The 21,912-nt window shown below is 66.3% G+C and carries 21 protein-coding genes; 11 read left to right on the top strand and 10 right to left on the bottom strand.

The window, feature by feature from the left end; translation table 11 throughout:
• Positions 1-73: 73 nt before the first annotated feature.
• On the top strand, positions 74-436 hold the full coding sequence (locus ACYQ8K_RS06790) for a hypothetical protein (RefSeq protein ID WP_459967723.1): 363 nt from the start codon (positions 74-76) through the stop codon (positions 434-436).
• Here the strand turns inward: ACYQ8K_RS06790 and ACYQ8K_RS06785 are convergent.
• Genes ACYQ8K_RS06785 through ACYQ8K_RS06760 form a run of 6 tightly spaced genes read right to left on the bottom strand, consistent with a single transcriptional unit; the run spans position 433 to position 7,413 of the window.
• Positions 433-1,953, bottom strand: a complete 1,521-nt coding sequence (locus tag ACYQ8K_RS06785) for a class I adenylate-forming enzyme family protein (RefSeq protein ID WP_459967722.1) — start codon at positions 1,951-1,953, stop codon at positions 433-435. The two genes, ACYQ8K_RS06790 and ACYQ8K_RS06785, sit on opposite strands and share 4 nt — an antisense overlap.
• On the bottom strand, positions 1,946-3,514 hold the full coding sequence (locus tag ACYQ8K_RS06780) for a class I adenylate-forming enzyme family protein (RefSeq protein ID WP_459967721.1): 1,569 nt from the start codon (positions 3,512-3,514) through the stop codon (positions 1,946-1,948). The genes ACYQ8K_RS06785 and ACYQ8K_RS06780 overlap by 8 nt, the downstream gene beginning before the upstream one ends.
• On the bottom strand, positions 3,504-4,973 hold the full coding sequence (locus ACYQ8K_RS06775; protein ID WP_459967720.1) for a class I adenylate-forming enzyme family protein: 1,470 nt from the start codon (positions 4,971-4,973) through the stop codon (positions 3,504-3,506). Before ACYQ8K_RS06775 ends, ACYQ8K_RS06780 begins: the two co-directional genes overlap by 11 nt.
• A complete protein-coding gene (locus ACYQ8K_RS06770; protein WP_459967719.1) occupies positions 4,973-5,773 on the bottom strand; it encodes an enoyl-CoA hydratase/isomerase family protein in 801 nt (266 codons plus the stop codon). The genes ACYQ8K_RS06775 and ACYQ8K_RS06770 overlap by 1 nt, the downstream gene beginning before the upstream one ends.
• A complete protein-coding gene (locus ACYQ8K_RS06765) occupies positions 5,764-6,576 on the bottom strand; it encodes an enoyl-CoA hydratase/isomerase family protein (RefSeq protein WP_459967718.1) in 813 nt (270 codons plus the stop codon). Before ACYQ8K_RS06765 ends, ACYQ8K_RS06770 begins: the two co-directional genes overlap by 10 nt.
• Before the next feature lie 15 nt (positions 6,577-6,591).
• The gene (locus tag ACYQ8K_RS06760; RefSeq protein WP_459967717.1) at positions 6,592-7,413 is read right to left on the bottom strand and encodes an enoyl-CoA hydratase/isomerase family protein; all 822 of its coding nucleotides are present in this window, start codon (positions 7,411-7,413) and stop codon (positions 6,592-6,594) included.
• Positions 7,414-7,585: 172 nt separating this feature from the next.
• Here ACYQ8K_RS06760 and ACYQ8K_RS06755 point away from each other — a divergent pair, with 172 nt between their 5' ends.
• On the top strand, positions 7,586-8,281 hold the full coding sequence (locus ACYQ8K_RS06755) for a hotdog family protein (RefSeq protein WP_459967716.1): 696 nt from the start codon (positions 7,586-7,588) through the stop codon (positions 8,279-8,281).
• Positions 8,278-9,186, top strand: a complete 909-nt coding sequence (locus ACYQ8K_RS06750; protein ID WP_459967715.1) for an enoyl-CoA hydratase/isomerase family protein — start codon at positions 8,278-8,280, stop codon at positions 9,184-9,186. The genes ACYQ8K_RS06755 and ACYQ8K_RS06750 overlap by 4 nt, the downstream gene beginning before the upstream one ends.
• A gap of 19 nt (positions 9,187-9,205) precedes the next feature.
• On the opposite strand, the gene ACYQ8K_RS06745 is transcribed toward ACYQ8K_RS06750, so the two are convergent.
• Entirely contained in the window at positions 9,206-10,006 is an 801-nt protein-coding gene (locus ACYQ8K_RS06745) for a TetR/AcrR family transcriptional regulator (RefSeq protein ID WP_459967714.1), read from the bottom strand.
• Positions 10,007-10,198: 192 nt separating this feature from the next.
• Here ACYQ8K_RS06745 and ACYQ8K_RS06740 point away from each other — a divergent pair, with 192 nt between their 5' ends.
• On the top strand, positions 10,199-10,996 hold the full coding sequence (locus ACYQ8K_RS06740; RefSeq protein ID WP_459967713.1) for an SDR family NAD(P)-dependent oxidoreductase: 798 nt from the start codon (positions 10,199-10,201) through the stop codon (positions 10,994-10,996).
• Between the two features lie 43 nt (positions 10,997-11,039).
• Positions 11,040-12,056 carry a dihydrodipicolinate synthase family protein gene (locus tag ACYQ8K_RS06735; RefSeq protein WP_459967712.1) on the top strand — a complete coding sequence of 339 codons (1,017 nt, stop codon included), beginning with the start codon at positions 11,040-11,042 and terminating at the stop codon, positions 12,054-12,056.
• Positions 12,057-12,120: 64 nt separating this feature from the next.
• Here ACYQ8K_RS06735 and mbp1 read toward each other — a convergent pair whose 3' ends face one another.
• A complete protein-coding gene (mbp1, locus tag ACYQ8K_RS06730) occupies positions 12,121-12,360 on the bottom strand; it encodes a microaggregate-binding protein 1 (protein WP_459967711.1) in 240 nt (79 codons plus the stop codon).
• A 354-nt stretch (positions 12,361-12,714) separates the two neighbouring features.
• On the opposite strand from mbp1, the gene ACYQ8K_RS06725 reads away from it, so the two are divergent.
• From ACYQ8K_RS06725 to ACYQ8K_RS06700, 6 genes are read left to right on the top strand one after another with little or no spacing between them, the layout of a single operon-like run.
• Positions 12,715-13,560, top strand: coding sequence for an enoyl-CoA hydratase (locus tag ACYQ8K_RS06725; RefSeq protein ID WP_459967710.1), 846 nt, complete (start codon positions 12,715-12,717; stop codon positions 13,558-13,560).
• A 30-nt stretch (positions 13,561-13,590) separates the two neighbouring features.
• Entirely contained in the window at positions 13,591-14,793 is a 1,203-nt protein-coding gene (locus tag ACYQ8K_RS06720) for an amidohydrolase family protein (RefSeq protein ID WP_459967709.1), read from the top strand.
• A gap of 31 nt (positions 14,794-14,824) precedes the next feature.
• A complete protein-coding gene (locus ACYQ8K_RS06715; protein ID WP_459967708.1) occupies positions 14,825-16,450 on the top strand; it encodes an acyl-CoA synthetase in 1,626 nt (541 codons plus the stop codon).
• Positions 16,447-17,277 (top strand): amidohydrolase family protein, encoded by an 831-nt coding sequence (locus ACYQ8K_RS06710; protein ID WP_459967707.1) that lies wholly within the window; start codon positions 16,447-16,449, stop codon positions 17,275-17,277. The genes ACYQ8K_RS06715 and ACYQ8K_RS06710 overlap by 4 nt, the downstream gene beginning before the upstream one ends.
• A gap of 2 nt (positions 17,278-17,279) precedes the next feature.
• The gene (locus tag ACYQ8K_RS06705) at positions 17,280-18,326 is read left to right on the top strand and encodes an acyl-CoA dehydrogenase family protein (protein ID WP_459967706.1); all 1,047 of its coding nucleotides are present in this window, start codon (positions 17,280-17,282) and stop codon (positions 18,324-18,326) included.
• Positions 18,327-19,526: an acyl-CoA dehydrogenase family protein gene (locus tag ACYQ8K_RS06700; RefSeq protein ID WP_459967705.1), complete on the top strand. Its 1,200-nt coding sequence runs from the start codon at positions 18,327-18,329 to the stop codon at positions 19,524-19,526.
• 15 nt (positions 19,527-19,541) lie between these two features.
• Here the strand turns inward: ACYQ8K_RS06700 and ACYQ8K_RS06695 are convergent, their stop codons facing one another.
• Positions 19,542-20,696, bottom strand: a complete 1,155-nt coding sequence (locus tag ACYQ8K_RS06695) for a thiolase family protein (protein ID WP_459967704.1) — start codon at positions 20,694-20,696, stop codon at positions 19,542-19,544.
• A complete protein-coding gene (locus ACYQ8K_RS06690) occupies positions 20,693-21,907 on the bottom strand; it encodes a CaiB/BaiF CoA transferase family protein (protein WP_459967779.1) in 1,215 nt (404 codons plus the stop codon). The genes ACYQ8K_RS06695 and ACYQ8K_RS06690 overlap by 4 nt, the downstream gene beginning before the upstream one ends.
• Positions 21,908-21,912 lie beyond the last annotated feature (5 nt).

The following is a 21,912-nucleotide window of genomic DNA, read 5'->3' as shown; positions in this document are numbered from 1 at the left end:
CGGCATCTCTTGTTGGTTGCGCGCGCTTAGGCCTACGCTGCAACGCAGGGGGCACCGAGCAGAGCGAGGAAGAATGTCCCCACCGCTTCGCACATCGGCAGTTTTGTTGGCCTGCGTTTCGGCGATCGCGTTTGCAGCACCGGCGAAAGCCGACCTGCTCGACCCCATCCCCGGTAATGGTGTCTTCGTCGTCGGGCCCGACATCGCGCCGGGCCTCTACCACACGGCTGGGTCGGGGTCGGCGTTCGGAGTGTGGATCAACAACGTGCCGACCCAGGACTCGATGTGCTCGTGGTTCACCTACAGCACGCCGGATGCGAACAAGGACCATGTACTGCAAACGAATACCTCGATCGGCCCGATGTTCGCGAACATCAACTTATCGGTGAAGGCCTTCGAGTCGCAGAACTGTCAGCCCTGGACGCGGGTCCCCTAGGCCTGGTCTGACAGCATCTCGCGCAGTCGGCGGATGTCGACCTTGCCGGTACCGCCGCGCGGCACCGCGTCGTCGGAATCCAGCAGCAGCCACACCGTCGGGACCTTGAAGGCGCTCAGCAGAGTTCGCGCCGAACCTCGTAGCCGCTCGGCGCTGTGCGCACGGCACACTACGGCCGCGCCTACCCGATTGCCCACCGCGCCGGGAACATTGGTGACGAAGGCGTTGTCGACGCCGTCGATGGCGCGCAACGCGCTCTCGACCTCACTGGGGTAGACGGTCGCGCCGCTGACTTTGAACATGTCGTCGGATCGCCCGTGGTAGAACAGGAATCCATCCTCGTCGAGGTGGCCGAGGTCACCGGTGGGGTAGAAGCCGTCGGCGGTGAAGAGGTCCTCCCGGGTGCGTCCGCAGATGCCGCGTAGCGTGTGCGGTCCGCGGATGTGGATCATGCCGGTGGCGCCGGCAGCGACTGTCGCGCCGCTGTCGGTGTCGACGATGCGAACCTCCATGCCGGGGAACGGTTTTCCGCAGCTGCCCCACGCCGAAGCGGGCATGTCGGTATCGGCGGCATACCCGCAGTACGGGCCGAACGCCTCGGTCATGCCGAACAACGAGGCGCGCGCGCCGGGTTGGGCGCGCTGCTCGGGCGGCAGCAGGGCCTGCAGGCTGCCCGCCTGTAGCGCCGACAGGTCGGCGCCGACCTCGCCGGCGTGCCGCGCCAGGGTCTCGGCCTGGTCCGGCCAGCCCCGAAACAGCGTGACCCGTTCGTCTTTCAGCAGTTTCAGGGTCGTTTCGGGCCGGGGAATTTCTTCGGTCACCAGGGTGGCGCCGGCCAGCAGCGCGGACAGTATTCCGCTGCCGAAGCCGCCCACCCAGAAGAAGGGCATCGGCAGATACAGCCGGGTCTCGGCGGTGATGCACCGCGCCGCGAGGCCCGACCGCACCGCGCCCAGCGCATTGCCGTGCGAATGAATGACTCCCTTGGGCGACCCGCTGCTGCCCGAGGTGAACATGATCACCAACGGGTCGGCCGGGGTGACCGTCGCCGTCACGGGGTCGACGATGTTGCGGGCCTGGTCGCTCGCGACGGCGCCATCGAGCCGGTCGACCGACCAAACCTCCCGCAACGCAGGAAGTTCGGTCCCTCGCGTCGTCTCGAGGTCGTCGAGGTAGCGGTGGCCGCGGAACTCCTCGACGCTGACCAGGAACTGCACCGCGGCCGCTCGCAGTTGCGCGGCCAGCTCCCCGGCCGTGAGCAGTGTGCTCAGGGGTACCAGCACCGCGCCGATACGGGTCAGGGCGATGGCGACCTGCACCCAGCGGGTGCCGTTGGGCATGATGAGCCCCACCCGGGTGCCCTTGCCCACGCCCGCCTCGATGAATACCGCTGCTAGATCCCTTGTGGTGGAGTCGAGTTCGCGGTAGCTGATCCGGGAGGTGGGGTCGATTACCATCGGCGTGTCCCCGTCGCGGCCTGCCCGCAACCGCACCAGCTGGTCGATGGTGCTAGACATCGAAGTGCTCCCTGAGTCGCCGCACGTCGACCTTGCCGCTGGACAGCAGCGGAACCTCGGCGCCGCGAAGGGCGATGAACCGCTTGGGAATCTTGTATGCGGACAGTTCCGTCTTGAGCCGCGCCACCAGTGCGGGTTCGTCGAAACCCTTGGCCCCGTCCGGCTGGACGACCACCGCGGCGACGACCTGCCCGCGCCGGGCGTCGGGTATGCCGAGCACATAGGCCGGCGCCCCGCCGGTGACCCTGCTGATGGTCTTCTCCACTTCGGCCGCCGAGACGTTGGCGCCCGCCGTTTTGATCACCGCGCTGCGCCGGCCGACGAAATAAACGAATCCGTCGCCATCGACGCGCACCAAATCGCCGCTGTGGAACCAGCCGTCGGCATCGAAACACTCTTCGCGGCTGCGTTTGTAGTAACGCTGCATCAGGTACGGCCCGCGAAGGCACAATTCGCCGACCTGACCGACCGGCACGGCGGTCGCGGTGTCGGGATCGACGACCTTGGTCTCAAACCCCGGCGCCGGCTTGCCGAACGAGCCGCGCCGGTGCTCGGGCTGGTCGGATTCGTCATCGCCGATCAGCACGACGCTTCCGGCCTCGGTCATGCCCAGCATGTTGTGCCGCAATTCCGGGTCGGCCGGGCGGGCGTCGGGCGCCATGATCGGGTACAGGTTGCCGCGCCGCATCGACGACAGGTCGCGTCGGGGGAAGCTCGGATGGTCGGCCAGGTGGGCGATTCCGGCCGCGAAGCCGTTGGTGACGGTCGGCTTTACGGCTTCCAGCAGGTCGAGCGTCACCCCCGCGTCGGTGGCGTTGGAACACACCAACGTCGACCCGGCGATCAGGGTCGCGAGCAGGCCGAACGCGAGCCCGCCGATCCAGAAGAACGGCGAATTGCAGAACAGCCTGTCGTCGGCCGTCAAGCCCCGGATTTGATTGAGGTTCCGCTGATGCGCGAGCAGGCTGCCGTGCGTGTGCACCACGCCCTTCGGGGCGCCGGTCGACCCCGACGTGTACACGATCGACAATGGATCACCCTCCGCCACATCATCTTCCAGCGCCATGAGCAGAGCCGGGTCGACGGAATCGGCGAGCCGGCACACCGGCGCGTGAGTGATCGCCACGCGGCGCAGCTGCGGCGCCGCGGCACACAACAACCGGGAACCGAGATCGAGGCCGGTGAAAATTTCGGACAGCCGCCGCACATAATCGTGAGAGCGAAACGCTGCGGCAGTCAACAGGATTTCCGCATCGCTGTCGACCAGTTGCTCGCGCAACTCACGGGCGGTGACGAAAGTGGAGAACGGGATCACCACGGCACCGATGCGCGCCGCGGCCAGCATCCCGACGACGAACTCGGGGCCGTTCGGATACAGCAGCCCCACATGGGTCCCCTTGCCGGCGCCGAGCGCGATCAGACCGCGCGCGAGTTCCGCGGACCGGACATCGGCCTCGGCGTAGCTGATCCGGTCGGCATCGCAGACCAGAAGCGGGTGATCGCCGCGTAACCGGGCTTGCTGCCGCAGCATCCCGGCGACCGTCGATGAATCAACGGGCATGGTCGCGCTGCACCGCGGTCTCGCGGAAGAAGCCGCGAATCGCACCGAGATCGGCTTTCCCCGAAGGTGTTCGGGGGATGGCATCGACGATCGCGATTTCGGTGGGTATTTCGTAACGGGCCAGCCGCTCGCGCAGGTACTCCACCAACGCGTCGGCGTCGGCGTCGGCTCGTGCGCGTAGCTCGACCATGGCGACCGGCGTCTCGCCGAGCCGCTCGTCGGGTCGGGCGATCACGGCCGCACCGGCCACCGCCGGGTGGCTTTCCAGAGCCGCGCGAACGTCGTCGGGCATCACCTTGAAGCCGCCGCGGATGATCGCCTGGTCGGCGCGGCCGACGATCCAGACAAACCCCTCAGCGTCGATCCGCGCCATATCCGTGGTCCGCATCCACGGTGCGGCCGGCCCCAGCTGGCCCGGCTTGACCTCCAGCAGGCCGACTTCGTCCGGGCCCAAGGGGGTTCCGTCCTCGGCGACCACCCTGAGCTGGGCGCCGGGATTGGCCCGACCGACGCTGCCCCGTTTGGTCTGCCAGTACCGCTGGTAATCAGCAAGGGTCCAGCCCGCCACACCACCGCCGAATTCGGTTGCCGCATAAGAGGTCAACACCGGAACGCCGTACTTCTCGGTGAAGGCGTCGGCATCCTCGGCCGACAGCGGCGCCGTCCCACAGGTGACGGCCCGCAGACTCGCCAGGTCGGCGCGCGGAACATCGGAGTGCAAGACGGTGCGCAGGGCGGCCGGTACCAGCGACGCCGCGCGCGGCCGATGCTTGCGCACCGCCGCGGCCCAAGCGTTGAGCTCGAATCGCTCCAGCAGCACGAACGGTCGCGCCTCGGCGATGCATTGCAGCACCCGGAACACGCCGCCGATATGCACCAGCGGCGAGTTCACGATCGCGACGCCGCGGCGCAGCTCTCGAGGCGGCGCCGCCCGTTCGGGATCCGGCCCCAGCACGCTGCGCGCCAGCATGTCGTAGCCCAGATCGATGCGCTTGGGCGGACCCGTCGTTCCACTGGTCAGCATGCGCACCGCGACACCGGCCGGCGAAGCAACGTCGCCGGCGGGGGGCGCGGTCCCGTCGACGTCGTCCAGCAGGCCCGAGATCGCGACCGTCGGCGTGCCCGCGTCGACCAGGGTCGTCAGATCGTCGGGCTCGCCGACGATCACGGGAAGCTTCAAGCCCTTGATGTCGGTCTTGGTGCGCTCGTCGCCGCGCGAGGGGTTGATGACGACGACCGTTCCGCCGCCGAGCAGCACGCCCAGAAACGCGGCCACGTGTCCCGGCCGGTTGCGCAACAGCATCCCGGCCTCGGTCCCGGCGGTCACGGCGGCGATGTGTCGTGCCGACGTGGCGAGCCGAGCCCAGGAGATCCAGTGGCCGTCATACTCGATCGCGTGCGCGTCCGGCTCGAGGTCGAGCACGTCGGAGATGCGTTGAACCAGTGGGTGAGGCGGCATCAGCGAATCTTCGGTGTGTGTGCGGAGCCCCGGGCCTGGGAATCGCTTCGAGCGGCCAGCTCGGCGGTGCCCAGCGGATTGCCCAGCCGGGTGTAGATCAGGTTCTGCTCCATCGCGGCGCGGTACGGCTTGTCCAGCGACTCCCAAATCGCTTTGACGGTGCCCGCGGTCGCGGTTGGCGGCTTGGCGGCGATGGTCGCCGCGATCTCGTGGGCGCGGGCCCAGAGCCGGTCGGCGGCGACGACCTCGGACACCAGCCCGATCCGCAACGCCGTGTCGGCGCTGACCCGTTCGTCGTTGCCCATCAGCGCGATCCGCAAAGTCTCACCCACGCCGATGCGGCGCATCAGGCCGATCGGCTCGAGCGCGCAGACCAGGCCCGCCGACACGTGCGAGTCGAAGAACGTGGCGTCTTCTGCGCAGATGACCACGTCGGATTCGTTGACGAAGTAGAACGCCCCCGCGGTGCACATGCCCTGAACGGCGCACACCACGGGCTTCCACATCTTCTGCCACTTGGGGCTCAGCAGCTCTCCGGGATCCTCGTGGTTCCAGATGTTTTCGGGCTGGCCGTACGGTGTCTTGATGTCAAGCCCGGCGCTGAACGCCCGGTCGCCGGCGGCGCGCAGCACCACAGCATGCACCGACTCGTCGAGTTTGACGGCGCGCCAGGCGCGGGCCATCTCCTCGCACATGGTGCGGTTGAACGCGTTGAGCTGATCGGGACGATTCAGCGTGATGGTGGCGACGTGGCTGTCCGCGTCGATGTCGAGCAGAATCGTTTCGAAGGTCATCGGCATTGCCAATTCGGTTTGCGTTTCTCGACGAACGCCCTGGGGCCTTCGGCCGCGTCTTCGGTGCGCAGCACGCGCTCGCGGAAGGTCTCGGCGAGTATCTCCGCCTCGTGCAGCGGCACGTTCAGGCCCTTGAGGATGGCCAGCCGGGTACCCCGAACAGCCAGCGGCGCATTGGAATTGACGATGTCGGCGATCTCGTGCGCCCGCTCCAGCAGGCGGTCGTGCTCGACGATCTCGCTGATCAGCCCGAGCTCGTAGGCGCGTTGTGCGCTCATTCTCTCGTGCTTGCCCATCAAGGCCATTCGCAGCGCGATCGAGCGGGGCAGGACCCGAGACACCCGCACCAGTTCCCGGCCGGCCACCAGCCCGATGCTGACGTGCGGATCGAAGAAGGTCGCCTGCTCGGAAGCGATGACGATGTCGGTCGTCGTGACCCAATCCATCCCGGCGCCACAACAGATTCCGTTCACGGCGGTCAGCACGGGCTTGGCCATGGTGCGGAACGGCGGCGTGCCCTCCTGCGGCGCCTCCCACTGGTCATACGTCGACAGGTATGGCCGCTCGTAGATCACCTTGCCGTCTTCGGGAATCTCCTTGACGTCGGCGCCGGTGCAGAACGCGCGGCCGACGCCGGTCACGATGGTCAGCCATACGTTGTCGTCGTTTTCGGCCTCGTCGTAGGCGGCCCGCAGCTCGGTGATCATGTGCGGGCTGAGCGCATTGAGGGCATCGGGGCGGTTCAGGGTGATGGTCGCGGTGTGGCGAGCGACTTCGTATTTGATCGTGTCGAACGAATCAGTGGGCATTGATCATCCCTTCGATCATCGGCCATCGAACTTCGGCGGGCGTCGCTGCCGGAAGGCCTGCAGGCCCTCCTTGAAATCACTTGTTCGGCAGGACAATTCCAGATTGAACAGCTCCTGGGTCAGCGATTGGCTCAGCGTCGCGTGCTGGCCGAAGTTCAGGGCCTGTTTGGCCAGGCCGACTGCGGCCGTCGGTCCGGAGGCCAGCCGGCGCACCAACTGCTCGGCCGCGTGGTCGAGGTCGGGGCCGCCTACCGCCTGGTGAATCAATCCCCAATCGGCCGCATCCGGCGCCCTTACCTGCTCGCCGAGCAGCAGCATGCGCCTGGCCCGCGCCACCCCGATGAGCCGGGGCAGCAGCCAGGTCGATCCCGAGTCCGGGCTGAATCCGCGATCGATGAAGGGCTCCCAGAACACCGCGTCGTCGGCGGCTACGGTGAAGTCGGCGGCCAGCGCGAGGTTGCAGCCGAATCCCACGGCCCAGCCCCGCACGCTGCACACCACCGGCAGCTGGATGGTCGCGACGAGCTCGATCACCCGGTGAGCGGCGTGCGGAATCCTGCGGACCAGATCACCGGTGCGGGGACGCTGCCCGCCGGGGTCGTTGGCAGCCACCCAGTCGGCGCCGGCGCAGAAGTCGTCACCCGCGCCGCGGATGTGGACGGCTCGCAGCGAATCGTCGGCGGCAGCATCGGTCAGCGCTTCGACCAATGTCCCGATCATCAACTGCGTCAATGAATTACGCCGGGCCGGGCGGTCGATCGTCACCAGTAACACCGCACCGTCGCGGTGCACTGTTACCGAACCCTCGGCACCGGCCGTGTCGGCCCCCTGACTCACCGTCGAATCCGGCCTTTCTTGCCGATACGGTTACCCATACAGTAGGCAATACGATTGATACGCTGTATAAGTTAGCAAGGATACGCTGCCTGCGAAACAACCCGGGGTGAAAGAGAGAACCATGGCCGCGCCGGCGACGATGCAGAGCGCAGCGACGAGGAGGAGTGGCGCGATGACTTTGTCGGAGGGGCATGCCGCGCCCGCGTCGGCGAGCAATGGCGACGCCAAATTCGGCGAGGCGCCGCTTGCCCAGACCGTCGCGGCGGCCGCGGCGATGCGGCGCCTGAGCTCGCTGCTGGTCTCCCTCGAGCACCCGCACCGCACGGTCGACGCCATGTTGCAGAAGTTCGCCGAGTGGGAGGGCGAGCTGTCGGCCGCGGCGCCGACGGACAATGCGCCGCGCATCGGCGAACTGCCCGACGATCCTCGCCGCGTCTATCTCAACCACGCAACCGACATCGGTGCGTACAACCCGTGCTTTCCGGAATACCGATTCGACCGACTTGACGCCGAGAAAGCAACGGGCGGTGTCGAGTTCCCGCTGGTGTACGAGGGACCGCCGGGACTGGTGCACGGCGGATTCCTGGGCGTCTTCTTCGACTGCGTCATTCAGCACCACAACTGTGTCACTGGCCTGTCCGGCAAAACCCGATCCCTGGTGGTGACCTTCCGCCGGCCGACACCGGTGCTGACCGAGCTGCGATTCGACATCACCCGCTCTGAGGGTGAACGCGGCATCACGTCGACCGGGCGGCTGTTGCTCGACGACGAAGTCCTGTGTACCGGCGAGGTCAACACGTTGGCGTCACGGCCGGAAAAGCTTGTCGGATCGCGATTCGGCAGGCGCCGAAAGGAGTCCGATACATGACCGCCTCGAGCAGCCCAGACGATCGGGTGCTCTTCGACGTCGATCGCGATCGGCGCATCGCGACCATCACGCTGAACAATCCCAAGCAACGGAACTCCTATGACGCCACGATGCGGGAGGCCGTCGCCCGCTGCCTGGACCGGGTGGCCGAAGACGACGACCTGACGGTGGTGTTACTGCGTGGTGCCGAGGGTGTCTTTTCCACCGGCGCCGACATGAACAACGCGTACGGCTGGTATGGCTCGCCCGCGCCACAGAGCCACGCGGCCGGCGACGACCGGGCGGCCAAGCGTCGCCCCAGTCAACGTCGGCGACTTACCGTGGACCGCAAGTCTTTTGGCTTCTATCACAATTTCATGGGCTTCCCGAAGGTGACGGTGGGGGAGATCGCCGGCTATGCCCTCGGCGGCGGCTTCGAGATGGCGTTGATGACCGACATCTCGGTCATCGCGCGTGACACCAAGATCGGCATGCCGGCAACCCGGTTCCTCGGCCCCGCGCTCGGCAGCCTGCACATGTTCTTCCACCGGCTCGGGCCGGTGCTGGCCCGGCGCCTGCTGCTGACCGGCGACATTATCGAGGCGGCCGAGGTCGAACACCTCGGAATCTTCACCGACACCTGCGCGCCCGGCGCGGTGACGGCCCGGGCCCGATACTGGGCCGAAAAGGCGGCGAAGATGCCGGCCGACGGGGTCGTGATCGCCAAGGAGGCTTTCCGGCTGGTTGAACAGAGCCAGGCGTACCAGGGGGAAGAGGTCGCGAGCTATCTGTTCCACGCCTTCGGCACCAATCTGCAATTCGGGCCGGACGAATTCAACTTCGTCAAAACCCGTGCGCAGCACGGTGCCAGGGAGGCTTTTCGGTTACGCGACGAGCACTTCCACGTACCGGAACCCGAAGGCTGACAAACTATTTCGGGCCGGTTTAGCGGGCCGCTGCCGCCTTGGCCCGGCTCCGGGTGGTAGCCGACTTGGCCGGTTTGCGCTGTCGCGACGGCGCCTTCGACCCGCTGCTTTCGTCGATCAGCCGGCTGGCGTGGTCGAGAATGCAGGTCAGGCCGTACTCGAAATTGGTTTCATCGGGCGCGCCGATGCGGTGACCGATCCGGGTCACCTGAGCCAGCAGCGGGGTCTTTTCCGGGTCGATCGACACGGCGTCTTCGATGGCCCGGGGGCCGACGTCCGACGACTGGTTCTTTTCGTAGAGCCGTTGCAGCACCACCGATCCGCGCACGTGAACCGAAATCGCCGAGTAGGTGTCGAACGCATCCTCCGGTGTCAGGCCGGCCTCCACCAGATTGGCTACCGCCTTTTCCATCTCCTGAGCGCCCATCCGCGCCGCCTTAGGGGAAAGGGCCGCCCGAATCAGAATCAGGTCGCACAGAATTGGGTTGCCCATGAACGTCTTACGCATCAACCGCGCGTGGTTGGCCAACGTCTCGCGCCAGTCGCTGGCCTCCACATACGGAGTGGCGAACACATACTTGCTCAGCGCGCGGTCGGTCATCGCATTGAGCAGGTCGTCCTTCTTGCGAAAGTACCAGTAGATGCTCGTCACACCGACACCGAGATGTTTGCCGAGCAGCGGCATGCTCAGGTTGTCGATCGACACCTGCTCCGCGAGTTCGAATGCGCCGCTGATGATGTCATCAGGATTGATGGACCCGCGTTCGCGTCGCTGACGCTTATCGGCGGTTGCCTGTTTTGCCACTACGGGCACCTCCATCAAAATCTGTTTCGTGCGTGTGGTCCGGCGGCCGTGCTGCCGGTAAAGTCGAATTTACCGGCACTTCTGTCCTGACCTGCGTATACGCCTACGTGTCGTATTCTTCCTCTGCTACTGTAATACCTATCGTAGGCTTTTTGGTAAACCGGCTGGACAGGCGAAAATGACCAGACTAGAGCTACGGATTAAGCAATGGATCTAGGGCTGGCGAATGCCACTGCGGTGGTAGTCGGCGGTAGCCGCGGTATGGGATTGGCGACGGCGCGCTGTTTCGCCGACGAAGGCGCCCGGGTGGCAGTGATCGGACGTAGCCGAGACGCCCTCGATGCGGCCGTGACGGATCTCACCCGACGTGGCAGCCCGGATGCGGTCGGCCTGGCCGCCGACATCGGGAACGACGATGCGGTCGGCCCGGTGTTCGGCGAGCTCGCGCGGCGATGGGACGGCGAGCTCAACGCTCTGGTCGTCACGGTGGGGCCGGGCGCTGCGGGCACGTTCGAAGATCTGACCGACGACCAGTGGCGCGAGTCTGTCGAAGACGGCGTGCTGGGGATGGTGCGCTGCGTGCGCGCCGCGCTTCCACTGTTGCGCAAGGCGCAATGGGCCCGGATCGTCACCTTCTCGGCGCACTCGACCCAGCGGCAAAGCGTCATGCTGCCGGCCTACACGGCGGCCAAGTCGATGCTGACCAGCGTTTCGAAGAACCTGTCCCTGCTGCTGGCCAAGGACGAGATCCTGGTCAACGTGGTATCGCCCGGCAGCATCGCGTCGGAATCCCTGGTCGGCTGGGCGAAGTCGGTGGGGGTCGACGGCAACGACCCCTACGCCCTGATGGGGGCCATCGCCAAGCATTTCGGCCACCCAGCGCACATGCCGCGCGCGGGCCTGCCGGACGAGATCGGCCCGGTCGCCGCGTTCCTGGCCTCGCGACGCAACTCCTACATGACCGGAGCCAACATCAACGTCGACGGCGGCTCAGACTTCACCTGATCGTGGATTCGAGAAATCGATTGGCAGACAAAAGGAGTCGACCATGGCTACGGCAGCAGAGGCGCGAGCGTGGGCGCCCGGCGCATTGCGGGGAATCGGTGACTCCCTCTACACCCCGTTCTGCGGCACCGACGGTGATGACATCGACTGGGACGCGTACCGGACGTTGGTGCGCTACTGCGTGGGTGATCTGGGGCATCCGATGTTGTGGTGCACCAGCGGTATCGCCGAGTTCTGGTCGCTGACCCTCGACGAGCGCAAACGATTACTGCAGGTGGCGGTCGAGGAGGCGCGCAGCATCAATCCCGACGTGGTGGTGCAGGCTTGTACGGCGGCTATGTCGGCCAAGGACTGTGTGGAGTTGACCCTGCACGCCCAGCAGGCGGGTGCCGACATCGCCTACATCCAAACGCCGATGATGGAGGCGCACGGCGGCGACGGCGTGCTGCGCTTCTTCAAATACGTTGCGGCGCGCACGGATATCGCTTTGGGCATGTTCAATTCACCTTCGTCGGGTTATGTGCTGACGCCGGCCGAAAGCGCCCGGATTTACCACGAGGTTCCCGCGGTGTGCGCCACCAAGGAGGGCGCCTTCCGACCGGCGGGCAGCCGGATGCTGCATGAACTGGCGCCCGGCCTCGTGGTGTGGGAATGTGACAAGACGGTGTACCGCGCGGGCTGGCTGCGCGACGGGATTGTCTGCCCGGCGCAGTTGGGCACCGCAGGCTATCTCTTCGAAACGCCCACGCGGCGTGTGTTTTCCGAATACTGGGATCTGGTGCGCGGCGACAAGCTCGTGGAGGCCATGGACTATGGCCGCGAGTCCGGCATGGACCAATTCGATCTCGACGTCGGATCCTGGTGGACGTGCTACCCGGGGCGGGCGGATTACTTCACGCACTGGGGCGGCGCGTTCAAGTACGCCGCGTCCCTGCTGGGCCTGCCCATCGGGGACTACCCCCACTCCCGGCCCCCGCAGGCCGAGCTGCCCGCCGAGGCGAGGGCCCAGATCGAGAACGCTTACCAGCGGCTCGGGTTGCTCGAAACCGTGTTGCAGTAGAAGGGATTACACAGCGAAGCGGGCCCGGTCGTCAGTGACCGGGCCCGCTCGATCAGCCGGCCGCCTAGTTCTGCTCGGCCCGCTCACGCTCCTCGTATGCCTTGGCCTTGCCGCGGGCCTTCTCAGCGGCGGCTTCCTTCTTACCGGCGTTGCGCTGTGCGTCCGCCTTGTCCTGCTGAGCCTTGCCCTCTTCGATCAGGCCGTCGTTCCCGATGATGATCCCGATGACCTGCTTGGTCTTGCCGAGGACATCTTCGACGATGCCTCGAACGAACTCGACCGGACCGCTCTTGACGTCAACCATTGCATGTACCTCCCATTGTCGGCTGGCTTGTGTTGGGTTTCCCGATCGCGCGACCGATGCAAACGTGGCGCAGGCGTGTCCCACACCACAAGAATTAAGTCTTGCCACGTCGCGGGCGGGTTTGCGTGCCGAAAAAGAGTTGTCGGCGCTCGAGGGTTCGCGCGTTACGACGCCGTCAAAATCGCCGCCGCCGGGTCGGTCGATCCGCGGGTGGCTCAGGCGACGGTTCGTGCGCGAAATCGCAGTTTAGTCGGGGTTTCACACCCGACTGGCGCCGGTTGTGGAATGCGGTACCGATAGGTATACAGTATGGGTACAAACTCGCCTGTTGGTCAGCTATGAGGGGACGGTCCGATGAGCGCCGCCGACCGTGTGGTCACCGATGAGGCGGTGCTGTATGAGACCACTGAAACCGGTGTGGCAATTCTGACGTTCAATCGCCCGGATCGACTCAATGCCTGGGGCCCCGACATCGCCGCGGGGTTCTACGCGGCGATCGACCGCGCCGAGCAGGACCCGGCCGTTCGGGCCATCGTGTTGACCGGCCGGGGCCGGGGGTTTTGTGCGGGCGCCTATTTGGGCGCACCGAGTTCGGCACCCAGCTACGGCGAGACGATGGAGAAGGCGGGGCAGACGAACCTGGTCGACCTGGTCGGGGAGCGCCCGCCCCACTTCGTCACGACGCTGCGTAAGCCCGTCATCGCGGCCATCAACGGTGCCTGTGTCGGGATCGGGCTGACCCAGGCGCTGATGTGCGATGTCCGGTTCGCGGCCGCCGGCGCGAAGTTCGGCGCCGTGTTCGCGCGCCGCGGCCTGATCGCGGAGTTCGGGATCTCCTGGATACTGCCGCGGCTGACCAACTGGGGCGCGGCTCTCGATCTGTTGCTGAGTGGGCGGACCTTCCTCGCTGAGGAGGCGGCCGAGCTGGGCCTCGTGAAAGAGGTTGTCGCTCCGGACAGTCTGATGAAGCGCGCCCTGGACTACGCCGAGGACATCGCCGCCAATTGCTCCCCGGCGTCGATGGCGGTGATCAAGAGGCAGGTCTACGGCGACGCGACCCGCGACGTCGAACAGGCCAATTCCCTCGCCGAGGTTTTGTTGCACGAGGCCATGCCGCGCCCTGACGTGATCGAGGGCATCACGAGTTTTCTCGAAAAGCGGCCGCCGCAATTCCCATCGCTCGATTCGACCGACGCTTAGTGTTCGCCGGTATTGGCGGAAAGGATGATCATGGCCGACTTGGGTTACCAGGCGATCGACGTTGACAACCACTACTACGAGCCGCTGGACTCGTTCACCCGTCACTTGGACAAGAAGTTCAAACGGCGCGGCGTCCAGATGGTCACTGAGGGCAAGCGGACGTGGGCCGTGATCGGCGACCGCGTCAACCACTTTATCCCCAATCCCACCTTCGACCCGATCATCGTGCCGGGCTGCCTCGACCTGTTGTTCCGCGGTGAGATCCCCGAAGGCGTCGACCCGGCCTCGCTGATGAAGGTCGAACGGCTCGCGGACCATCCCGAGTATCAGAACCGCGACGCCCGGATCACGGTGATGGACACCCAGGACATCGAGACGGTGTTCATGCTGCCGACCTTCGGATGCGGGGTCGAGGAGGCGCTCAAACACGACATCGAGGCGACGATGGCGTCGGTGCATGCGTTCAATCTGTGGCTCGACGAGGACTGGGGCTTCGACCGGCCCGATCGCCGAATCATTGCCGCGCCGATCATTTCGCTGGCCGACCCGGCCAAGGCCGTCGAAGAGGTCGAGTTCGTATTGGCGCGCGGCGCCAAACTGGTGCTGGTGCGGCCCGCGCCGGTGCCCGGCCTGGTCAAGCCGCGCTCGCTGGGCGATCCCAGCCACGACCCGGTGTGGGCCCGCCTGGCAGAGGCGGGCGTGCCGGTGGGATTCCACCTGTCCGACAGCGGTTATCTGCACATCGCGGCGGCGTGGGGCGGCAAGGCGACGTTCGAGGGCTTCGGGGCCAAGGATCCGCTGGATCAGGTTCTCCTCGACGACCGGGCCATCCACGACACGATGGCCTCGATGATTGTGCACGGGGTGTTCACCCGTCATCCGAAACTCAAGGCGGTCAGCATCGAGAACGGCTCCTACTTCGTGCATCGGCTGATCAAGCGCCTGAAGAAGGCGGCGAACACCCAGCCCCAGTGGTTCCCCGAAGATCCGGTGGAGCAGTTGCGCAACAACGTGTGGATCGCCCCCTACTACGAGGACGACCTGCCGGAGCTGGCCGAGGCCATCGGTGTCGACAAGATCCTGTTCGGTTCCGACTGGCCGCACGGCGAGGGCCTCGAATCGCCGGTATCGTTTGCCGACGAGCTGAAAGGCTTCAGTGAGTCCGACGTTCGAAAGATCATGCGGGACAACGCGCTGGACCTGCTCGGCGTCCAAGTCCGCTCGGCCGTCTGATCGACTTGTTTAGCCAAGGCCGGCTACGCCCGTGAGCGAATGGACCATCGGGGCGGTTCTCGACGAGATCGCCGACGTCATCGGAGACCGGACAATGACGGTGTGCGGCAGCCGCCGCAGCACCTTCCGCGAGTCGGCGGAGCGCACCCGCCGCCTGGCAAACTTCTTGGCGGGCAACGGGTTAGGGGCTCATCGGGAGCGTGCATCCTTGCAGAACTGGGAATGCGGACAGGACCGGGTCGCGCTGGTCATGCACAACGATCTCTACCCGGACATGGTCATCGGCTGCCTCAAGGCCCGCACCGTCCCGGTGAATATCAACTATTACTACACGCCGCGCGAGGTCGGCGAGCTGCTCGACTACGTGAAACCCCGGGCGGTCATCTACCACCGCGGGTTGGGCGCGAAATTCGCCGACGTGCTGACGGGCGCCGGCATTGACGTACTGGTGTCCGTCGACGACGGAAGCGACGCCGCGGAGCTGCCCGGTGCGGTCTCGTTGGATGACGCGCTGGCACAGGGGGATACCGACCACGGTGCGGCGCCGTCACCGGACGATCTGCTGATGATCTGCACCGGCGGTACGACCGGCCGGCCCAAGGGCGTGCTGTGGCGACAATCCGACATCTATGTGTCGTCCATGGCAGGTGCCGATCATGTATGCGCCCAGGAGATCCGCGACAAGGTGAGCGGGGCGGCCGGTGCGCCGTGGTTCGCCGTCTCGCCGTTGATGCACGCGGCCGGCATGTGGACAGCGTTCTGTGCCATCTTGGCCGGCACCCCGGTGGTGATGTACGACACCGGCAAAAAGCTCGACCCGCGCGTCATCTGGAAGATCGCCGAGCGGGAGAAGGTCGGGTTGCTGACCATGGTCGGCGACGCCTACGCCGCACCGCTGGTGGCACAGCTGCAGGGCGGTTCCTACGACCTGTCATCGCTGTACGCCATCGGCACCGGCGGCGCCGCGACCAATCCGAAGTATCAGCAGGCTCTGCTGGAGCTGCTACCCCAGGTCACCCTCATCAACGGTTACGGTTCCTCGGAAACCGGGAACATGGGCTTCGGTCACAGCCGGCGGGGGACTCAGGCCGACACCTTCATGCTGCGCGAAGGCGGATTGGTGCTGTCCGAGGATTACAGCCACTTCCTTTCTCCCGGCGAGGCGGAGGTGGGTTGGGTCGCCAGGGAAGGACGAATACCGTTGGGATACTTCAACGATCCCGACGCCACCCGCAAGACTTTCCCCGAGATCGACGGCAAGCGGGTGGTGATATCCGGTGACCGGGCCGCGCTGGAACCCGATGGAACTTTGCGGCTCTTCGGCCGTGACTCCCTGGTGGTCAACACCGGCGGCGAGAAGGTTTTCGTCGAGGAGGTCGAAGAGGTGCTGCGCGCCCACCCGGCGATCGCCGACGCGCTGGTGGTCGGCCGCCCCAGTGAGCGCTGGGGCGAAGAACTCGTCGCCCTCGTCGAACTCCGTGATGGAGCCGCCGCGGCGGCCGAGGAGTTGCACACGCTCTGCACGTCGCGACTCGCACGGTTCAAGGCGCCCAAGGAGTTCCTCGTCGTCGAGCAGGTCCAGCGGTTGGGTAACGGCAAGGCCGATTACCGTTGGGCGAAACGTCACGCAACAGCAAAGGCGCCGATGTCGACATGAAAGCTATCGATTGTCTGGTCAACGTGCACTTCGGTGAGACCGAGCAGCAGCCGACCTGGATGCTCAAGGTGCGCGACGACTACTTCAAGGGCCCGGAGTCCATGTTCGCGCCGGTCGAGTTGCCCAAGCTGCTCGAGGAAATGGACGCCCAGGGTGTGCGCAGGGCGATCTTGATGGACAACCTGGCCAAGCCGTCAGTGACCGCGCGCAAATTCGTCGAGGAGCGGCCGGACCGTTTCGCCCTGGCGATGGGCGGGGTCAACCTGCTGCGCCCGATGCCGTCCCTGCGCGAACTCTCCGCCATCGTCACAGACCTGCCGGTCGCCTATGCCGCTGTGGGACCGAGCTTTTGGGGCGACGGTCAATACCCGCCCAGCGACGCCGTCTATTACCCGTTGTACACCAAGTGCGCCGAGCTGGAGCTGCCGCTGTGTATCAACACCGGCATTCCCGGGCCCCCCATCCCCGGCGAGGTGCAGAACCCGATCCACCTGGACCGGGTCTGCGTGCGATTCCCGGAACTGAAGCTGTGCATGATTCACGGCGCGGACCCGTGGTGGGACGTCGCGATCAGGCTGCTGATCAAATACGCCAACCTACGGTTGATGACGTCGGCGTGGTCGCCAAAGAGGTTGCCGGACAGCCTGTTGCACTACATGCGGACCCGCGGGCCGAACAAGGTCATCTTCGCCTCGGACTGGCCGGTGCTGAAAATGCATCGCGTCGTTCCCGAAGCCGCTGCGCTGGACCTGCCCGCCGACGTGCTCGACAACTATCTCTACAACAATGCCCAAGAATTCTTCTTCGGTGGCCAGGAGGAAGGCTGAGGATGGACCGCTACGAACTGCGTAGGCTCGACTACAGCCTGACCTCGGATCACGAGGCGCTGCAGGCCGCCTACCGCGACTTCTTCAAGACGCATTGTTCGATCGAGACCGTGCGCGCCGCCGAGGAGACCGGCTTCGACAAGAACCTGTGGGAACGGTTGTGCGCCATGGGCGCAACGACGATGGCCGTCCCGGAATCCGCCGGCGGAGACGGTGCGACAATGGTCGACCTGACCTTGGTGGCAGAGGAGATCGGCCGGTCACTTGCGCCGGTACCGTGGATCGACCAGGTCTGCAGCGCACGGCTGCTCGCGCGCCTCGGCGCCGTCGAACCTGACGTCGTCCACGGCAAGCGCCTCGCCGCGTTCGATCCGCAGCACGACAGCGCGTCTGGTGCCCGGCTCCTGCCCACCGGCTCGATCGCCGACCAGATCATCGTTCGCGACGGCGACGACGTCGTCGCGCTGACCTTCGGGACGCGCCCGACCAAGGTGGACAACATCGGCCGGCTGCCGATGGCCTGGGTCGATCCGGCGACCGCCGACACCCGCACCGTGCTGGCCAGCGGGTCCGACGCATTGGCGGAATATCAACGGGCGCTGGATGAGTGGCGCGTGCTGAGTGCCTCGGCACTGGTCGGGCTCGTCGAGGAGACCATGACCATCGCCGCCGAGTTCGCCAAGACCCGCTACACGCTGGGTGTGCCGATCTCGACGCTGCAGGGCATCTCCCATCCGCTGGCCAACATCGCGATCACCGTGCAGGGCGGCCGCAACCTGGCGCGGCGCGCGGCCTGGTTCCTGGACAACGAGCCGCAGGAGCGACCGGAGCTGGCGCCCTCGGCGTTCGTGTTCATGGCCGAGGAGGCGGCGAAGGCCGCGACCATGGCGGTGCATATCCAAGGTGGACTTGGTGTTTCGGCGGAGGCCGCGGCGACCGCGTATCTGGTGCGGGCCCGCGGCTGGGCACTGGCCGGCGGCGACCCCGGCGCCAGCGCCAAGTACGTCGGCGAGCTGGTCGCCGCACGCGAAAGTGGAAAGGGCGCCTAGGTGGACTTCTCACGGGTCACGCTGTCCGACGACGATCAACGTTTTCTGGAAGAAGCGCGCGACTTCCTGCGCACGCATGTGACGGAAGACGTCAAGCGCCGGGACCGGGAAACGGGTGACAACTTCGACGAAGGGGTGCACCTGGCGCTGGGCGCCGCCGGTTACCTGGAGCGCGAATGGAAGTCGGAGGCCGACGGCGGCTTCAGCCGGGTGCGTCGCCGCATCTGGGAGCTGGAGAAGCGACGCGCGCACGTGCCGTGGGTGACCTGGGGTACCACCGCTATGGTGGCCCGTTCGGTCTCGAGATTCGGCTCCGCCGAATTGCGGGATGAGGTGCTACCGGGCGTCTTCAGCGGGCACGTCCGGCTCTGCCTGGGCTACACCGAACCCGAGGGCGGGTCCGACATCGCCACCTGCAAGACCCGCGCGGTGCGGGAAGCGGATGGATCGAGCTGGATCATCAACGGCTCCAAGATGTTCACCACCGGCGCGCACAACTGCCAGTACGTCTTCCTCATCACCAACACCGATCCGGACGCCCAGAAGCACAAGAGCCTGACCATGTTCCTGGTTCCGCTGAACTCCCCGGGCATCGAGATCCAGGGCATCCGCACGGTCGACGGTGACCGCACCAACATCGTTTACTACAGCGACGTGCGCGTCGACGACAAGTACCGCCTGGGCGACGTCAACGCGGGCTGGACGGTGCTGCGCGAACCCCTCAACACCGAGCACGGAGCGGTGGCGGCAGCCCCGGACGGGCTGCAGGACGTGTCGATCATGATGCACCAGGCGGGTTTCATGGCCGATGCCCTGGACAAGGCCGCCGCCAAAGTCGCGGAGCGGGATCCCAACGGGCGCAGGCTCGTTGACGATTCTGCGGTGGCATATCGGTTGGGCCGCAGCGCCGCGCGGATGGAAGCGTCGCTGAGCGCGCCCAGCATCTTCGGGCGTGTTGCCCTGGCGCAGACGATGCGTGACATCTCCCCGGACCTGATGGATATCCTCGGCACCGCGGCCACGCTGCCCCTCGGCACCGACGGCGCCGCCGACAACGGCGCCGCGGAGTACGTGTACCGATTCGCCCCGCTGGTCGGCATTTACGGCGGGACGCTCGAGGTGTTCCGCAACATGATCGCGCAGTACGTGCTGGGCCTGGGCAAGCCGGCGTACGCGCCGGTCGCGAAGAAAGCCTCCTAGCGCCCGGGAGGGCGGTCAGGTCGTGAGGATGGTCGCCGCGGCGGTGCCCGGGGCGCCATACAACTGGGTGAATCCCACCTTCGGGTTGCCGGGCACCTGCCGCTCGCCCGCCTCGCCGCGGAGTTGGCGCACGATCTCGTGGATCTGCCGCAGGCCGGAGGCGCCGATGGGCTCGCCGTTGGCGATCAGCCCGCCGTCGGTGTTGACCGGCATCGCGCCTGTGATCTCGGTGGCGGCGTCGGCCAGCAGCTTCTCCTGATCGCCGTGCTCGCAGAACCCGCACTCGGCCATGTGGATGATCTCGGCGCCTGCGTCGGTGTCCTGCAACTGGATAACGTCGACGTCGTCGGGTGCGATGCCGGCCTTCTCGAACGCGGTCCGCGCGGCGTAAACCGTTGGCGCCAGGTCTTCTTCGACCGGCGCGCAGGTGGTGTTCACCTCGTAGGCCCCGTAGCGGCGGGTGCGCACCTCCACCGCCCGCAGATAGACGGGCTTGGAGGCATAGCGGTGCGCGATGTCCGCTCGGCACATGACCACGGCGGCGGCGCCTTCGTCGGGCGCGCAGAACATGTATTGGGTCAGCGGATAATTCAGCATCGTCGAGTTCAGGATGTCTTCTTCGGAGATCGGCTTGCGCCGAAATGCGTTGGGGTTGATGGCCCCGTTGCGGAAGTTCTTGGCCGCGACCTTGGCCAGGGTCCGCCGGGAGATGCCGTGGTCGTGCAGGTAGCGGTTGGCCTTCATGCCGAAGAACTGGGTCGTCAGATACTGCCCGTTCTCGGCATACCAGCGCGGCATCCCGACCAGCGCGGGATCCTCGGTGAACGCGCCGCGCGGGTGCTTGTCCAGGCCGATGGCGATCCCGATGTCATAGTCGCCCAGCCGGATGCCGTCGGCGCACGCCTTGGCGGCGCTGGCGGCGGTCGCGCACGCGTTGAACACGTTGGTGAACGGGATGCCGGTCAGACCGACCATGCCGACGATCGCGTCCGGGTTGGCCACCGTCCAGCTCCCGCCGGTGGCGAACTGGACGTCCCGCCAAGCGATACCGGCGTCGGCGACCGCGGCGAGAATGGCGTCGACGCCCATCTGCATCGCCGACTTGCCCTCGAAGCGCCCGAACGGGTGCAAGCCCACGCCGATGATGGCGACGTCGTTATTGGAGGTCACGCAATGGCTCCTGCATTCTTGAGTTCGTCGATGCGGTCCCAGTCCATGCCGAGCTCCATCAGGACCAGTTCGGTGTGCTCGCTGGCCTGCGGCGCCCGCGTCGTCGTCAACGGCTCGTGGTTGAACTGAACGGGGCCGCGGACCACGCGGAACGGCTTACCGCCGCCGGCGAGCTCGACCTCGGCGATCATGTCGTTGGCGATCGCCTGCTCGTCGTCCACCAGGTCGATGAGGCTCTGGAACGGCGCCCATTGACCCTTCATGGTCTTGAGGTGCTGTCGCCAATAGCCAAAGGGCTTGCCGGCGAAGGCCTTTGAAATCAGTTCGGCGGCGGCGTCGGCGTTCTGAATCAGCGGGAGTACATCGGAAAAGCGGGGATCGTCGGCCGCCTCGGGAATGCCCAGGTGTTCGAACGTGTCGCGGATCAGCCCGGTCGGGCTGATGATGCACAGGTTGATGGTGCCGCCGTCGGAGGTTTCGTAGTTGCCCATGAACGGATTCACCGAGGGCGCGCCCGAACCCGGCATGGGCGTGCGCATGACCTCGCCGGTCTCCATGCCCTGCGTCACGCTGGCGCCCGCCGCCCACCAGGCCGTGCTCAGCAGCGACACGTCCAGCTCGACGGCCTCACCGGTGCGCTCGCGGTGCAGCAGCGCGGCCGAGATGCCGCCGGCGATGAACATGCCGCCGATCGAATCGCCGAAGGCGGGAATGCCTTGTCCCAGTGCGCCGCCCAGCTCCTCGGGGGTCAGAGCGTAGCCGATGCCGCTGCGCGTCCAGAACGCCGTCCCGTCGTAGCCGCCGGTGTCACGCTCCGCGCCTTTGTCGCCGTAGGCCGAGCCGCGGGCGTAGATGATGTTCGGGTTCACCGCGCGAATGTGCTCCACGTCGAACTTGTGCTTCTGGCGCTGCGCGGGCATGTAGTTGGTGAGGAACACGTCCGCGGTTTTGGCCAGCTCGTAGATCACTTCCTGACCGCCCGGCGTGGAGACGTCGATCCCGACGCTGCGTTTGCCGCGGTTGGGATGTTCCATCAGCGGGTGCCGTTCCGGATCGACTTGAATGCCACCCATATTCAGGAAGCCGCGCTGGGTGTCGCCGCGCGCCGGGTGTTCGACTTTGATGACGTCGGCTCCCCAGTCGGCCAGGATGGCTCCCGCCGCCGGAACGAAGGTGAACTGCGCAAGCTCCAGGACCCGAAAGCCCGTCATGACTT

The organism is Mycobacterium sp. MUNTM1 (assembly GCF_054660795.1).
This window is presented reverse-complemented; position numbering and strand designations above follow the sequence as displayed.

Coding starts and splice junctions, on each gene's coding strand:
- ACYQ8K_RS06790 (WP_459967723.1), top strand. CDS start 74: ATGTCCCCACCGCTTCGCACATCGGCAGTTTTGTTGGCCTGCGTTTCG.
- ACYQ8K_RS06785 (WP_459967722.1), bottom strand. CDS start 1,953: ATGTCTAGCACCATCGACCAGCTGGTGCGGTTGCGGGCAGGCCGCGAC.
- ACYQ8K_RS06780 (WP_459967721.1), bottom strand. CDS start 3,514: ATGCCCGTTGATTCATCGACGGTCGCCGGGATGCTGCGGCAGCAAGCC.
- ACYQ8K_RS06775 (WP_459967720.1), bottom strand. CDS start 4,973: ATGCCGCCTCACCCACTGGTTCAACGCATCTCCGACGTGCTCGACCTC.
- ACYQ8K_RS06770 (WP_459967719.1), bottom strand. CDS start 5,773: ATGCCGATGACCTTCGAAACGATTCTGCTCGACATCGACGCGGACAGC.
- ACYQ8K_RS06765 (WP_459967718.1), bottom strand. CDS start 6,576: ATGCCCACTGATTCGTTCGACACGATCAAATACGAAGTCGCTCGCCAC.
- ACYQ8K_RS06755 (WP_459967716.1), top strand. CDS start 7,586: ATGACTTTGTCGGAGGGGCATGCCGCGCCCGCGTCGGCGAGCAATGGC.
- ACYQ8K_RS06750 (WP_459967715.1), top strand. CDS start 8,278: ATGACCGCCTCGAGCAGCCCAGACGATCGGGTGCTCTTCGACGTCGAT.
- ACYQ8K_RS06745 (WP_459967714.1), bottom strand. CDS start 10,006: ATGGAGGTGCCCGTAGTGGCAAAACAGGCAACCGCCGATAAGCGTCAG.
- ACYQ8K_RS06740 (WP_459967713.1), top strand. CDS start 10,199: ATGGATCTAGGGCTGGCGAATGCCACTGCGGTGGTAGTCGGCGGTAGC.
- ACYQ8K_RS06735 (WP_459967712.1), top strand. CDS start 11,040: ATGGCTACGGCAGCAGAGGCGCGAGCGTGGGCGCCCGGCGCATTGCGG.
- mbp1 (WP_459967711.1), bottom strand. CDS start 12,360: ATGGTTGACGTCAAGAGCGGTCCGGTCGAGTTCGTTCGAGGCATCGTC.
- ACYQ8K_RS06725 (WP_459967710.1), top strand. CDS start 12,715: ATGAGCGCCGCCGACCGTGTGGTCACCGATGAGGCGGTGCTGTATGAG.
- ACYQ8K_RS06720 (WP_459967709.1), top strand. CDS start 13,591: ATGGCCGACTTGGGTTACCAGGCGATCGACGTTGACAACCACTACTAC.
- ACYQ8K_RS06710 (WP_459967707.1), top strand. CDS start 16,447: ATGAAAGCTATCGATTGTCTGGTCAACGTGCACTTCGGTGAGACCGAG.
- ACYQ8K_RS06705 (WP_459967706.1), top strand. CDS start 17,280: ATGGACCGCTACGAACTGCGTAGGCTCGACTACAGCCTGACCTCGGAT.
- ACYQ8K_RS06690 (WP_459967779.1), bottom strand. CDS start 21,907: ATGACGGGCTTTCGGGTCCTGGAGCTTGCGCAGTTCACCTTCGTTCCG.